This window comes from Larkinella insperata (genome assembly GCF_026248825.1).
GTDB lineage: Bacteria > Bacteroidota > Bacteroidia > Cytophagales > Spirosomataceae > Larkinella > Larkinella insperata.
Genome location: NZ_CP110973.1, coordinates 3,639,813 through 3,654,570, shown reverse-complemented (window position 1 = coordinate 3,654,570; position 14,758 = coordinate 3,639,813). Strand labels below are relative to the sequence as shown.

The following is a 14,758-nucleotide window of genomic DNA, read 5'->3' as shown; positions in this document are numbered from 1 at the left end:
GCCAGTGGGTCGTTAATTTCCCTGTCCGAAAGCCGGATTGTTTTTATCAAACCAGAGTCGTTGGATGCTCAGGGTCTGCGGGGTCCGGTCGTTGGGCGTAAAACCCTGGTCCTGCTGGGCCTTCTGCCAGTTTTCGTTGTTGGTGCCTAGCGGGGGTTCGTCCACCCAGAACCGGCGCGGAATCAGCTCATTGAACGGATCGCGGGGGTAATACGTCGAGTTGTTTTTGGGGTAACCGGTGCGCCGGACAAACGTAAACGCTTCCGTCGGCTGCCGCATGAAACTCAGGTACTGCTGGATGTAAATCCGTTCCAGGTTGTTGGTACCGTCCAGCTTCACTTTGGGTTGGGCCAGGTAAGCCGCAATTTCCTGATCGGCCGCGCTGGTCAGGCCGGTGGTCGATTGGGCGGCCACGGCGATGGCGTTCATGGTTTTCATCGAGGAGGTGATGCCTTTGTTGTACCAGAATTCCGCCGTTCCCTTCGTGTCGACACCGGCTGCGTAGCCTTTGGTAATCATCTCGGCGATGTAAAAACAAGTTTCCGCGCTGGTCACCATGTAATCGTGGAACGTACCGGTGGCTCCATTCCGGCGGGGCGCGAAAAACGGGCGGTTGATGGCCGACATCAGAATGTACTTGTTGGTTCCGGCGTTGAACGGGTTTTTGTAATACTGCGCCACGGCCTGATTGGTAGTCCAGTCAGCGGGGCCGCCCTGGTAGCGAATCAGCGGATCGTTGAGCTTAATAAACGACGGCAGGGTGAGGTTATATTTTTTGATGGTATCCAGCGCGCTGGCCGTCAGGTCATTGGGCGTGAAGTAGATTTTCAGCCGCGGGTCGTTGGTAGCCTTCAAAAACGTGACAATCGAATTGGTGGCGTAGCGCGTGCTGCGGTAATCGACCGCGCCCCCAACGGGGTCGTAATCCGGGTCGATGTAGGCGAACTGATCGGCATCTTCCACGATCGGGCCGATTGCGTCCTGCATGACTTCCTTGAAAATCTGCCCGGTTCTGGCTTTATCCTGCCCTTCATACCGCAGCGCAATCCGGAGCTTCAGCGTGTTAGCCAGCTTGACCCACTTCGTCCAGTCGCCGTGGTAAAAAATATCCGCATTTCCGTAGCTTTCCTGGCTTTCCAGATTGGCCGAGAGCGTCGTGATGGACTCGGTCAACTCCGTCAGCCAGGTGTCGAACAGGGTTTTCTGGGAATCGTATACCGGGCGGAAGTTTTCGACCGACCGCCCCTGAATGGCCTCAGTATACGGTATAGAACCGTTCAGATCGGTCACCTGCAGACCCTGATAAACCGCCACCACGTAAGTGGCCGCCCGCATCTTCTGAAACCGTTCCTTGTCGGCTTTGGCATCGATCTGCTTCCGGATTTCCACCAGATTGGGCAGAACGTTGCCGAAATAAGCCGAATACCGGGCGTTGATGTTGGTCGAAAGTTCGTAGGGATCGGTGGTCAGGTGCTGCGAAAACCGCAGGGTTTGCTCCAGACTTTCCCACACCCATTCGGTTCCCTTGTACGACACCAGGTTTTCCAGCGAAAAAGTAAACAGGTATTTCGGTTCCGGTACAGTTACGATACTCGGGTCGGTATTGATATTTCCAAAATCTTCCTTGCAGGACGTAGTCATTAAAAGGCCGGAAGCCATCGCCACCGCCCAACTCCATTTTAAAAGCTTGTTCATGGTCAGATCGTTAAGACGTTCAATAAGCAGTGTGACGATTAGAAGGAACCCCGCAGCGTGACGCCCAGCGTCCGGGTCATGGGCGGGATAAAGCCGATTTCCTTCTGCACGGCGGTGCTGTTGGAATAGTTGGATGCCGGATTGAAATTGAGCGGCAGCGTGTTGTACAGATACAGCAGATCACGCCCTACTACACTGATCGACAACCCGTTGAGCTTCACTTTCTGCACAATATTCTGCGGAACCTGGAACGTCAGCGACACCTGCCGCAGCGAAACCCAGGAGTTTTCGGCGATCCAGTAATCGCCCACGGCGGTCGAGAAAGAACCGTAGCGGTAATTATACTGCGGTCGGTGCGTCGGTTCCACCAGTCCTTTGTCGTAGGCTTCCTGAAACGTCATCCCGCCCACGTTGGCCGCCGAACCGTCCGGCTGGGTAATGGTCTGGCCGGGCGCAAAAACCCCTTCGGGAATGATGCCGTCGTCGTAGGTTTTGTTATCGTACTTGCTGGTCCAGACAATGCCTCCCCGTTCGGCGTCGCGGCCCTGCAGCGAGCTGGTAAACACGCCGGTGTGGGTTCCGTAGCGCAACGAGGTAATGATCATGTCCCCGCCGATTTTGGCGTCGAACAGCACATTGAGGGAAAGTTTCTTAAACGTAAAGGTATTGTCCCAGCCACCCCGGAATTTGGCGTTGATGTCGCCTACATCCTTCCACTCGTTGCTGCGCGCCGGGAAAGCCGCCCGGGCATCACCCCGCCAGGTCAGAATGGGCAGCCCGTTGCGGGGATCGTTGGCGTCGGCCCCCTGAAAGCGGCTGGCGGCAATTTTCGTCCGGACTACGCCGTAGGTACCGCCCACTTTCGCGTACGGAATCAGGTCGTTGCTCCCGCCCGATTCGTCGGCCAGCGCGTAGTATTCCCGGTCGCCGTACAGTTCAACGATCTTGTTGCGGTTGTGGGAAAACGACACCATCGTGTTCCAGCTAAAAGCGCCGATTTTGAGCGGTGTTGCATCCAGGGCAATTTCGATACCGGTATTCTGGATGTTTCCGGCGTTGATCAGGATGCTGCTGACGCCGGTTTCGATGGCCGACGAGATGGGCAGGGGCTGGTTGCGGGAGTTGTCGCGGTACACCGACACATCAATACCGAGCCGGTTGTTGAGGACCTTCAGCTCCAGCCCGATCTCCTTGGCAATTTTCCGCAGCGGCTTGATGTTCTGCTGCAAAGTCGTGGCCGAACTGTAGGTAGACATTGGCTGCTGTCCGGCCCCGCCCGCATTGGTATAATCCCGAAACGCAAAACCCGGGTTAAGTACAAACGGGTCAATATCGCCCCCCAGCACGGCCAGGTTCCCCCGCAGTTTCCCGTAACTGATCCAGGATGGCAGCGAGGAATGAAACGCCTGCGAGAATACCCACGAAAGGCTGACCGACGGATAACTGTAGGAATTGTTGCCGCTGCCGTCTTTGTAGGTTAGCGCCGACGACCAGTCGTTGCGGAATGTGGCCTGTAAGAAGAGTTGATCTTTGTACCCAAAATCGGCGCTGGCGTACAGAGACCGGTACGCGCGCCGGGTGCGGATACCGCCCCGGGAAATCTGGGGCAGGATCGAGTTCGCCAGGAAAAAGTTGCCGGGGTAGGTCAGCCCGCCGTTGGTTTCGGAGTAGTTGTACGACAGGTTGTAATTCTGAGACTCCCCGCCGAGGTAACCGTTGAAGTCGAGGTCCTTGGTGATCGGCCTGTTGAAAATGGCCATCCATTTCATGAACGTAGCCTGCCGGGTGGAGTGTCCCAACCCGTATTTGCCGCCCGTGAAGTTGACGCCCTGACCCATTTCCTTGGTTTCATTCTTGGTATATAGGTTGTTAAAGTTCCCCTCAATCTGAAGCTTCAGCCAGTCCGTTACGGTTCCGGTCAGGGCTACCCGCCCCCGAACCATCTGCTCCGTCTGGATGTAATCGTTCTCAAAAATAGTAAACCAGTAATCGGCCCCGGGCACTTTGTTGGGTTCGTTCGGGTCGTTGGGGTTGCGCAAACCGCCGTTGTAGGCGATGTAGTTTTCCCGCTTCATCCAATACTTAGTGTCGTAATTGCGCGGAAACGTCCAGATGTAGTTGTTCAGGCCCAGGGTGGGCGGGTTGCTGCCGGTGCTGGTGGTGTAATCGGCCGTTACGTCTGCCACCAGAAACTTGTTCAGGTTCTGGGTAACGCGCAGGTTGAAGGCATTTTTGCTCAGCTCGTTTTTAAAGTTGATGCCCCGGCTTTTCACCCGGTTATACGAAAAACGAAACGTTGAGCGCTCTCCCCCGCCGTCGATGGCCACGTTTGACAGGCTGCCGAGCCCGGTCTGAAAGGCATCGAGGTAATTATTCGGGTACGCCTGGTAGGTTGTCATCTTGCCGTCGTAATCGACCACCTGCTGCCCGGCAAAACGCGGCCCCCAGTTTTCCAGCTCCCGGCCAATCTGCCGGTCAATGTAAGGTTTGCCTTCGCTGTTGGTCGGAAAAACCTTGGTGGTCCAGCTTTCATCGGGTTTGTAGTTCGGCTCCCGCGTATCGGTGAAAAAAGCGCCGACGGTTCCACCGCCGTAATCGTTCTGAAAATCCGGCCCCCGGTAGGGTTGCTGCATGTTGAAGGTCTGCGAAACGCTGACGCCGATGCCCTTGCGCGCGGTTCCTTTTTTGGTGGTCACCAGAATAACGCCGTTGATGGCGCGGGTGCCGTACAGGGCCGCAGCGGCTGAACCTTTCAGGACCGAAACGCTCTCAAAATCCTCCATGTTCAGGTTTTTGAGCGCATTGCCGAAATCCCGTCCGCTTTCGTCGTAGATGTCGTTGTCCAGAATGACGCCATCGACCACAAAAATCGGCTGGTTGTTGGGCGACAAGGTTGAATTCCCCCGAATCAGAATTTTGGTGTTGCCCATCAAACCACCCGCGCCCTGGTCAATCTGCACCCCTGGAATCCGGCCTTGTAAGGCACTGATGGGGCTGAGTTCGTTGGTGGTTGCCATTTTGGAACCGGAAATTTCCGACACCGTATAGCCTAACTGCTTTTTCTCCCGCTTCACGCCGAGGGCCGTCACCACCACCTCGTTCAGTTGCTGGTTGTCTTCCTGGAGCGTTACGTCGATGAGGCTGCGGTTGTTGACCGGAATTTCCTGTTTGGCGAACCCGATGAATGAAAAAACCAGCGTGCCGTTGGCGGGGGCGTTGATGGTGTACTCGCCGGTTGCGTTGGAGGTGGTGCCGTTGTTGGTACCTTTAACGACAATGGAAATTCCGACCAGATCGGATTTGTCGGTTGCGGACTGGACTTTACCGCTGACTTTAATGGTTTGGGCCAAACTCGGGGAGATTGCGCCCAAAACAGCGCACAGCACCGCCAGGCCCACCAGTTTGTGGTGGAATCGGAAAGGTTTTCTCATAAAAGGGTTTAGTAAATGTTTCTTTAAATAGGCCGAAAAAGGGGTTTGGTCACTTCACTGTGACATAAGGGGTAATGTATAAATACTTTTTCAATAATTTTAAAAATTAGCACGCTATATTTTCTTTTTTAAGACCTGACTGTCAGCCGCTTCCCTAGTACGCCCAGCGCACAAAAAAAGACTAGCCTTCCGACCAGTCTTTCTGCTTTTTTCACCAATAAATCTCCGCATGGTTACTCCATATGGAACACCCGCTCCAACGGCTTGGCTACCGGTGAATTGTCGGCGTTTGTGTCCATCAAATCGGCCATGTACGCCCACCATTTTTTCATAATCGCCCGACCCGGCAACTGATCGGCGGTGTGGTTGTCTTCCCGCTTCTGCACGGCAAACAGGGTACCGCTCGACCGGTCGAGAAAGATGGAGTAATCCCGGATGCCCGCTTCGGTCAGCGCCTGCGACAGTTCCGGCCAGATTTCGTCGTGACGGCGTTGGTACTCGGCTTCCACACCGGGTTTGAGCTGCATCGTAAAAGCAATTTCCTGCATTGGGAGTTGGGTTTAGAGAAAGGCGTCAAAACGTTATTTGGCCGACACCACCGGCGTCAGGGTGACGGGACCCATCAAACCGGATTCGCGCGGTTTCCATTTTTCAGCGGTGAAGTTTCCGTCCGCCCCCCGGTTTTCCCGCAGCCGGGCCGACATGTTGATGTTGTAAAACTTCTTCCAGTTAATGCGTTCCCGGTCCAGCTCTGCAATCCGGTTCGCCATGCTATTGGAGACAAAAACCGTTAGTTCGTTGGTCGCTTTGAGTTGATCTTTAGGAATGAAAAGCTGGTAGGTCGGTCCGATCAGGGTGCCGATTTCGTTGCCATTCAGCCGGACGCGGGCGCTTTCGGCCACCTTGCCCAGCGTCAGCATCCAGCCCGCGCCGGTGCCCTCCGGCTTCGGAAAGGAGATGGTGTAAGACGCCGTCCCCGAAAAGCTTTTCACGTAATCGCCGTCCAGATCGGTCCACGAACCCAGGCTTTCGGTTTCTTTTTTAGAGGGCAACTGCGGCCCACCCGACAGAAAAGTGATGGTCCATTTGCCCCTGATGGGCTGCGCCGACCCCGCCGGTTTCCAGTAGGCATAGGCCGGACCGCTAGCGACGGCATTAGACGTCTCCAGGATGCAGGATTCGCCGGGTGCCAGTTGCAGGTAAACCTCACTTCCGCCCTCGGTTGTGGTTCGGAACTGGGCCACGCCCAGCTTTTCGGTCATCGGATTGTAGAGCGCCACGGATTTGGCCGCCGTACTCAGCGGAAACCAGCCATCGACGGCTTTCTCACCCCAGTTGGCGATGAAATAATACTTTCCGTTGGCGTGACTCCGGCGCACCAGTTGCAGACCGGCATCCACCATTTTCTCGCGCCTGACGCCCGCAGACACCAGCAGCGCATCGGCATTTCTAGCCACCAGAAAAGCGCCTTTGCCAACTGTTGCCTTCCGGACGCCTTTGCTATCAACAAACTTGAGTTGGCTTACCAGCTTTTTAAACGCAGCCCGCCGGTTTTCCAGATTTCCGAAACCGGGTACGTCTTCGGGCAAGTTATTAACAAACACGACCGTTGCACCGTTCTGCGCCAGTTTGATCAGTTGCTGGAAGGTGCCCCCCGGCATGTAGCGGGCTTCGGGCACCAGCACCGTCTGGTAGGCAACACCCCCGGTTTGCAACTTTCCGTTGGCCGACGTGACGTTCAGGAGTTGTTTGTCCGAGATGAAATCAAATCCGTAGCCTTTTTTCCAGAGCGTTTCGGCGTGTTCTTCCACCGGCAAGCCTTTGAAACCGTGGTCGATGCCGTCGTAGTGTTGCAGTAACACCTTGCCGGGCCGCGTGAACGAATCGTAAATCGGCAGATAGACCAGCACATCGTTGTTTGGTTTTCCGGCCTGCAAAAACGACTGACAGCGGGCTACGTACTGGTTCAGTTTGCCGAAATCGGTCCAGAACGTATTGTTGGGATTGAAATGGACGGCGGCATAAAACAGCCAGCCGGGCCAGGGAGCATTCTGCGGGGAATAATTGGTGCCGTGATAGAACGTGTGGTTTACCCCGCCGAGCAGAAACCGGTCCATGTCTTTTTTGATGTCGCTCAGCTTCGACAGAAAATGCTCGTTGTCCCAGGTCGCCGATTCGGACGAGGTGAGTTTTTTGCCGGTCACGTTGGCCGCCGACGAGGCAAATTTGATTCTGAGAATCTCCGTGCCTTCAATTTCCGGAATGTCGGTGATGGCGTACAGATCCAGGATGTTGGCGGGCGAACCGTGCGCCTGATTGCGGATGATTTTGCCCTTTGTTTTGGCCCATTCGCTCCAGGTTTTGGTGTAATTTTCCAGCAGCAGTTCCGAGATAGTGGATCGGTAATCGGTCAGGATACGCCCGTTCTTCTCCTCCGAATCTTTGCCAAACAAGGCCGCCAGGTGGTTGCGCAGGTCGTAGCCGTGGCGTTTCTTAAACTCCTCGAACAAGGCCGGGGTCCAGTTGCCTTCGCCCTGCGCATCGTCTACCTCGTAGGAATCGTTGAAAAACGCCCGCAGCGTTTTCAGGTCGTGCCCTTTAAAGGCTTCATCGAATTTTTGCAGGTAATGCTGCGTGGCGGTTTTGGAAAAATGGTCGATCACGTCGCCTTCGCCCCCCGGTCCGGCCCGCTCAACCATCTTGCCGTGCCAGCCCTGAAAAACCGCGTACAAGGTCCAGCGCCCTTCCGGTGCCGTCCAGTTCAGCGCGCCTTTGCTGTCGACTTTCGCCGTCAGATCAACGGTTTGCCCTTTGTCGGAATAGGCCATCAGGGTTTGCAGCGGCAACGGCTTTTCAAACCGGACCTGATCGAACGCGTGCCGTTGCAGGTTCGGATTTTTGGCAATCGGTTCCACCAGTTGCTTGATGTCGATTTTCTCGCCCACCGTCCGGACCAGCGGCTGCTGAAGGTAGGTAACGGGTTCCGCCAGCTTTTCTCCGCTTCTGAGGCTATAGGTTTTGTAAGCGACATACTTGCAGGCATCCGCCGGACTTACCCACGGCCCGCCAAAGGGCCAGCCCGACGCCTGCGCCAGATCGACGCCCATGCCGAGCCGGCTGGCTTCTTTCAGGGTGTGGTCGAGCATCGTCATCCACTTCGGCGACAGGAAGTTGATGAAATTCCGTTCCTCGCCTTTCACGCCGTAAATGGGTGTAATTTCGACGCCCCCCAACCCGGCTTTTTTGTATTGATCTAACAAAATTGTCAGGTCTTTTTGATTAACGGCGCTGCCCATCCACCACCAGCGCGTCCACGGTTTGGTCTGCTGCGTGATTGTCGGCCAGCGGGGTTGGGCCAACAAAGAATTGCTTAGAAAAAGGAGAAGAAGAAGTTTTTTGAGCTTCATACAGAGAGATGGACAATTACCACGTCAATTTAAATAAAGCAACGGCCTGGCGGGGCAAAACCGTGTTCAGTTTAACTTCACCGTTGGCCGCGACATCCGTCCGGACGGGCGAACCGTACTGCGCCAGTTGACCGGCTTTTTCAAGTTGTTTTACCTGATCGGGCGTCGGTTGCTGGGGCGAACCCATTTTCTGCCAGACGGCATACGAGTTGCTGTGTTCGTCATCAATGCGGTACTGCGTGACCAACACCTGTTTGGCCGGTACTCCTTTGATCGTCAGATCGACCGGCGAAACCGGGGCCGGAACGTTGTCGTCGTGGTAATTCCAGATCATGACGGTGGCGGTGTTGGACGCCGTATCCCGGGCCGCCAGCGCGTTTACGTCCGGAGCCGCCCGGCGCACGCTGGAGTCCCGAATCGCTGCGACCTGGTAGGCCATGTTGCCCGTCACTTCCACCCGTTTTCCCCGCATCATGCCGTACATCCGAAACACATTCAGCACCGGTTTATCGACGCCGTTCGTTGCCAGATCCCGGAACCCGTAGAACCAGGGCTGGTCTTCAAACTCGAACGACCACGAAACCGCCCCTTTCAGATTCACCTGATGCTGGTCGGCCAGGTCGTACTTGCGGGCAAACGCGGCCGCCGTGTAGCTCGAATACAGCGTGCCATTGCGGTAGGCGTTTTCGGGGTTGGTTTTCATGCCACAGGCCGCGCAGCCTTCCGGGTCCGACTCGCCAATGATGATCGGCAATTTACTGAATTCGGGATACGAAGCCACAATCTGAAAACCGTGCGAAATATCGCGCAGCTGCGTGCCCAGGTTCATCCGGACGTGGCCGTCGACCAGCCGGGGGGCGCCCTTGGCGTGGAAGGCCACGAAGTCGAGCGGGGTGCCGGTTTTGCCGGTCACGTAATTTTTTCCCTTTTGGCAGTGATCCAGAAACGCTTTCAGAAAGGTTGCCCCCCGCTTGCCCTGCGGCCCCGTCACGTGCGGACCGCCCACTTTGGCCGTCGGCAAGGCCCGCCGGACCGCATCCACCGAATAATCGTAGAGCTTGTTGTATTCGTCGACGGTGCCGCCCCAGTACGGACTATCCGGTTCGTTCCAGAGCTCCCAGTACCAGCTCTCGACCTCCTTTTTGCCGTAGCGTTTTACGGAATGGTTGACCCATTGGTAGATCAGTTCGGCCCACTTTTCGTAGTCTTTGGGCGGATACCGCCAGCCCGTATAAATCTTGTCGTAGGGCTGACCGGGCTGCCAGTCGTGCCGGTACGGTTGCGGTTTGGACGACAAGGCTTCGGGCATAAAACCGATCTGCGCCATCGGCTTCATTTTCCGTTCGATGTAGGTGTCAAAAATCTTGTCAACAATCGTCCAGTCGTACACCGGTTTGCCCTTGGCGTCTTCCGTATACACGTTGGTCGAGCCCCATTTGAGGGCCGGTTTGCCGTCACCGGTCACCAGCAGGCTGTGCGCCCGGACGTACACCGGCACCGGACTCAGAGCCGACAACTCGGACAGCAGTTTTTTGCCGTCCTTCATGTAAGTGTAATTCGGCTCGTCGTAGCCAAACCACGCCCAGATCGGGTCCATGCGGCCTTTCTGTTTGTCTAAATCCACGCGAATGGAAACCGGCGGCAACGGGGCCGGAACGGTCCGGAGGGCTTCCTTGTAATCGACGTACTGCTCCAGATCCCGCAGGGCAATGACCGTGTACTGATTGTCGTGCAGGTACTTCATGTAGTCTTCGAAAATGGCCGGGGGCGTGGTCACCCAATCGTGCGCGTAGTCGGGCACCCCGTGCATCGTGATGACGACAATCTTGCCGTTCTTCGCTTCCTGAAAGGCGTTAAAAATCCGCTCTTTGTCGGAATTATTCGGCTCAGTGGTGCTGTAACTCGGAATCAGGTACGGGTAATCGGTTTTCGGATCGTAGGGCCGCGCCCCGCCCACGCGGGCAAACTGGTAGGCTTTTTTTTCCAGTACCGCGAACGCATCCGGATTGGTTCCGTAGCCGGGATAGGCAAAGGTCGTCAGCGGGCGGTTGATGCCGTGGGTTTTGCATCGGGCTTCGAGCGAATCCAGTTGAGCGGTAAACTGCTGGGGCGTCAGCCGGGCCACATTGCTGTGCGTCAGCGTGTGGTTGGCCACTTCGAAACCCATCCGGTCCAGTTCCCGGATTTGCTCCCAGCTCATGTATTTCTTTTTGTCGGCAAAATCCGGCGGAAATTCGCAGACGTAAAAAGTAGCCCCAAAACCGTATTTTTTCAGGGTGGGCGCCACGACCGTTGCCTGGGTTACGCTGGCATCGTCGAAGGTCAACACCACCAGTTTATCGGGAATGGGTTTCCGGACAATCTGCGCATCAGCACCCGATAACCCGCTGGCTAGTAAGCCAAAAAAGAGGCAAAAGAAACGTTTCATACCAAGCTTCAGGAGCAAAACCGAACCGTTAGAATAGACAATTGCCCGCTGTTGCAAGCAACAGCGGGCAATTGTACGTTGAATAATCAGGCAACTTTTACGGGCTCTTTCGAATTTGAAAGTTCCACCATTCTGTGTTTCGGAACGAGCAGGTGCATAACCGTCCAGGCCAGCAAGTACCCAAAACCGCAGATCAGGAACATGATGTAATAACCGGTTTCGATGTGGCCCAGCGCCTTGTAATGGTCGAACAGCTTACCGGCCAGTGACGAAATGGCCATCCCGCCCAAACCGCCCGCCATGCCGCCGATGCCGGTAACGGAGCCCACGGCTTTCTTGGGAAACATATCCGAAACCGTTGTGAAGATGTTAGCGCTCCAGGCCTGGTGCGCTGATGTGGCCAGACCAATGCTCAAAATAGCCAGCCACAGGCCCATGCTACCGAGGTACTGCGCGAAAATAACGGGCACCGCACAGACGGCATAAATCAGCATAGCCGTTTTCCGGGCGCGGAACACTGGCATTCCGTTACGGATAAAATTCAGCGGGAGCCACCCCCCGAAAACACTGCCCACGCTGGCAATGGTGTAAACGATAGCCACCGGCACAGCCGCTTCCATCCCGCCAAGACCGTATTCGGCTTTCAGGAAGGCCGGCAGCCAGAACAGGTAAAACCACCAGATGGGGTCAGTCAGCATTTTGCCGAGCACAAAGGCCCAGGTTTGGCGAAACGTCAGCAGTTTGAACCAGGAGACTTTTTCGTTAGTGGTTTCTTCAACTACCTGCTCGTCCTGGTCGCTGTTGATGTAGGCGAGTTCTTCCGGCGTTACGTTTTTATGCCGTTCGGGCGTATCGTACATCGTGAGCCACAGCACCAGCCAGATAAAACCGGTGGCCCCCGTCAGGATGAAGGCCCACTGCCAGCCCCAGAACTCCGCGATGAACGGAACCGTGAGCGGAGCGAGAATGGCCCCGACGTTGGTTCCCGAGTTGAAAATGCCGGTCGCCAACGCGCGTTCTTTTTTGGGAAACCACTCGGCGATGGTTTTGATGGCCGACGGAAAATTACCGGCTTCGCTCAACCCCAGCGCGGCCCGGGCCACGCCGAAACCGAACGTTGTTTTGGCAAAAGCCGTTAGGACGCCCACGATACTCCAGGCCGTCAGCGAAATCGTATAGCCCATTTTGGTACCGAATTTGTCAACCAGCCGCCCGACACCCAGCATCCCGAATGCGTAAGCCAATTGAAAAACCACCACCAGATTGGCATAGTCCGTTTCCGTCCAGTTAAAATCTTTTTCCAGGTCACCTTTCAGCAAACTGATGACCACCCGGTCCAGGTAATTGATGGTGGTGGCAAAAAACACCAGACCGCAAATCGTCCAGCGGTATCTTCCAATGGCTTTATTCATGATGCAAAGAAGTAGAATTCTGCTATAGAAAGCAGGGGCCACCGGTTATCTACCTTTGTCGTGTGAGTTGTTTCGCGGAGGTAAGCCAAGTTCAATCGAGTTAAGCCGAGAAAACTCCGCCAAGCCCCGTTCTTCTCCGCTTACCTCCGCGAAACAACTTCCGGACTCACACCGTCTTTCGATACCGCCACGACGCCAGGGCCAGCAGCCCGAAGGCCATGCCCGCCAGCGTTAAAAACTGACGGCTGACGTCCGCGAAGGTACTGCCTTTGAGCATGACGTTTCGGCCGACTTCAATGATGTATTTCAGCGGATTAACGGCGTTCAGCCACTGCGCCCAGTCCGGCATGTTTTCGGTGGCGGCAAACAACCCGCTGAGCAGAATGAACAGCACCAGCAGAAAAAAAGAGACGAACAACGCCTGTTGCTGGTTTTCCGCCATCGTCGAAATCAGCAGGCCCAGCCCCACGCACAGAATGAGAAACAACAGGGCAAAAACATACATCAGGAAGATGCTGCCTTCCATCGGAATTTGAAATAAAAACCGACCAATCAGCAAACCGACCGTAAACAGCACCAACCCGATCAGGACAAACGGAATGGATTTACCCAGAATAAATTCGTGCTTGCGGATGGGCGTTACGTTCAGTTGTTCCATCGTCCCGATTTCCTTTTCCCGCACCAGGTTCAGGGCCGACACCAGCCCACCGACCAGCAGGAGCAGTTCAAACAAAACGCCCGGCACCATGAAGGTTTTGTATTCCAGCCGGGGGTTGTACCAGTATTGGTTCTCAATGTTCAGCGTCTGAATCGCTCCCGGCGTCACGGACCGGGTTTCGGCCAGAATGTCGGCGTTGAAATCCCGGATGATGGCCGTTGCGTAGCCGTTGGCAATCCCGGCTTTCGAACCGTCGATGGCGTTGAGCAGCAACTGCACGGCGGCACTTCCTTCTTTTTCGAGATCGCGCTCAAAATGGGGCGGAATGACCAAAACCAGATCGGCGTTGCCCGCCAGCAGCGCCTGGCGGGCCTGTTTGTCATTCGCCAGATACCCCGTCATGTTGAAATTGGTCAGGTACCGGAATTTGCTGACGAGCCGCTGCGCGTAGGTCGTGTGGTCGCCATCCACCACGGCGATGTTCAGGTTTTTTACCTCGTAATTAGCCGCGTACGACAGCAGAATCAACTGCATGATCGGGGCCGCGAGCATGATTCGCAGCAAGACGGGGTTTCGGCGGAGTTGCCGGATTTCCTTCTCCACCATGTAGCGGATGCGGTTCATGATAAGCGGGGTTTTAGATTCCGTAAACTCAATACCGTAAACAACAGCGACATTCCGACCAGCACCAGCGTGGGTTGCCACAGATACCGCAAGCCCGCGCCTTTGATCATGATGCCTTTTACAATGGCAATGAAATACTTGGCCGGAATGATGTTGGAAACAAGCTGAAGCGGTCGGGGCATACTTTCAATCGGGAAAATGAAGCCCGACAGGAAGATCGTCGGCAGCAGCATCGCCATCAACGACGCAAACATGGCCACCAACTGGGTTTCCACCAGCGACGAAATGAAAATACCGATGGACAAGGCCAGAAAAATAAACAGCAGTGTTTCGGCCAGCAACAGCCACAGGCTCCCATTCAGCGGTACGTGCAGCGCAAAAACCCCGAGCGCAATGATCATGCACCCGTTTACAAACGACAGTAACAGGTACGGCACCACCTTCCCCAGCAAAATCTGACCCTGGCTCAGGGGCGACACCATCAGAACCTCCAGCGTGCCGGTTTCGCGTTCGCGGGCGATGGTCACGGAAGTCATCAGGGCCGATACCAGCAGCAGGACCATCGCCATCACGCCCGGCACAAAGACAAACGCGCCCTTGAGTTCGGGGTTGAACACCATGCGGCTACGAACGTCGATGACCATTGGCGGCTGGCTGGCCGGGTTTAGGTCGGTGGTGTAATCCCGGATGATGGCCGACGCGTAGTTGGTCAGGCTGATGGCGGTATTCTGCTCGGTGGCATCGGCCAGAAGCTGAATCTGCGCGCTGCGTCCGTGTTCAAAATTGTCGGTAAAACCGGCCGGAAACACCACCGCCAGCTTGATCTGCCCCCGCCGAAACGCCCGTTCAATGTCGCCGTTCGAGCGCAGGTTTTCCCGCAGTTGAAAATAGCCGGACGCCAGCAGCTTGGCCGTAATCTGCTGCGAATGCGACCTTTTGTCGTTATCCAGAATGGCGATTTTGGCGTTCTTGATCTCATTCGTGAGCGCAAATCCGAAGAGCAGCACCTGCGCCAGCGGCAAGCCAAACAGAATCAGCAACGTCCGCCGGTCGCGCAGGATGTGGAAAAATTCTTTTTTAACAAAAGCGATAAAGCGGTTCAT

At 55.6% G+C, this 14,758-nt stretch carries 8 protein-coding genes and 1 pseudogene; all 9 read right to left on the bottom strand.

Annotated elements, in window-relative coordinates; genetic code table 11:
- Positions 1-12: 12 nt before the first annotated feature.
- The 9 genes and pseudogenes from OQ371_RS14645 to OQ371_RS14605 all read right to left on the bottom strand — a co-directional run bounded on the left by OQ371_RS14645 (position 13) and on the right by OQ371_RS14605 (position 14,758).
- Positions 13-1,695 (bottom strand): SusD/RagB family nutrient-binding outer membrane lipoprotein, encoded by a 1,683-nt coding sequence (locus OQ371_RS14645; protein WP_265988785.1) that lies wholly within the window; start codon positions 1,693-1,695, stop codon positions 13-15.
- Between the two features lie 38 nt (positions 1,696-1,733).
- On the bottom strand, positions 1,734-5,126 hold the full coding sequence (locus OQ371_RS14640) for a SusC/RagA family TonB-linked outer membrane protein (protein ID WP_265988783.1): 3,393 nt from the start codon (positions 5,124-5,126) through the stop codon (positions 1,734-1,736).
- Between the two features lie 233 nt (positions 5,127-5,359).
- A complete protein-coding gene (gene rhaM / locus OQ371_RS14635; RefSeq protein WP_265988782.1) occupies positions 5,360-5,674 on the bottom strand; it encodes an L-rhamnose mutarotase in 315 nt (104 codons plus the stop codon).
- Positions 5,675-5,707: 33 nt separating this feature from the next.
- Complete coding sequence (locus OQ371_RS14630; RefSeq protein ID WP_265988781.1) at positions 5,708-8,533, bottom strand: glycosyl hydrolase; 2,826 nt, start codon at positions 8,531-8,533, stop codon at positions 5,708-5,710.
- 16 nt (positions 8,534-8,549) lie between these two features.
- Entirely contained in the window at positions 8,550-10,277 is a 1,728-nt protein-coding gene (locus OQ371_RS14625; protein ID WP_374761452.1) for a GH39 family glycosyl hydrolase, read from the bottom strand.
- Between the two features lie 231 nt (positions 10,278-10,508).
- A pseudogene (locus tag OQ371_RS26350) lies at positions 10,509-10,961 on the bottom strand (polysaccharide deacetylase family protein); the annotation flags it as partial.
- Positions 10,962-11,047: 86 nt separating this feature from the next.
- On the bottom strand, positions 11,048-12,373 hold the full coding sequence (locus OQ371_RS14615) for an MFS transporter (protein ID WP_265988780.1): 1,326 nt from the start codon (positions 12,371-12,373) through the stop codon (positions 11,048-11,050).
- A gap of 166 nt (positions 12,374-12,539) precedes the next feature.
- On the bottom strand, positions 12,540-13,655 hold the full coding sequence (locus OQ371_RS14610; RefSeq protein ID WP_265988779.1) for an ABC transporter permease: 1,116 nt from the start codon (positions 13,653-13,655) through the stop codon (positions 12,540-12,542).
- Positions 13,652-14,758: an ABC transporter permease gene (locus OQ371_RS14605; protein WP_265988778.1), complete on the bottom strand. Its 1,107-nt coding sequence runs from the start codon at positions 14,756-14,758 to the stop codon at positions 13,652-13,654. Before OQ371_RS14605 ends, OQ371_RS14610 begins: the two co-directional genes overlap by 4 nt.

Bases quoted from the DNA above. Each gene is read 5' to 3' on its own strand.
- OQ371_RS14645 (WP_265988785.1), bottom strand. From the start codon at position 1,695: ATGAACAAGCTTTTAAAATGGAGTTGGGCGGTGGCGATGGCTTCCGGC.
- OQ371_RS14640 (WP_265988783.1), bottom strand. From the start codon at position 5,126: ATGAGAAAACCTTTCCGATTCCACCACAAACTGGTGGGCCTGGCGGTG.
- rhaM (WP_265988782.1), bottom strand. From the start codon at position 5,674: ATGCAGGAAATTGCTTTTACGATGCAGCTCAAACCCGGTGTGGAAGCC.
- OQ371_RS14630 (WP_265988781.1), bottom strand. From the start codon at position 8,533: ATGAAGCTCAAAAAACTTCTTCTTCTCCTTTTTCTAAGCAATTCTTTG.
- OQ371_RS14625 (WP_374761452.1), bottom strand. From the start codon at position 10,277: ATGAAGTACCTGCACGACAATCAGTACACGGTCATTGCCCTGCGGGAT.
- OQ371_RS14615 (WP_265988780.1), bottom strand. From the start codon at position 12,373: ATGAATAAAGCCATTGGAAGATACCGCTGGACGATTTGCGGTCTGGTG.
- OQ371_RS14610 (WP_265988779.1), bottom strand. From the start codon at position 13,655: ATGAACCGCATCCGCTACATGGTGGAGAAGGAAATCCGGCAACTCCGC.
- OQ371_RS14605 (WP_265988778.1), bottom strand. From the start codon at position 14,758: ATGAACCGCTTTATCGCTTTTGTTAAAAAAGAATTTTTCCACATCCTG.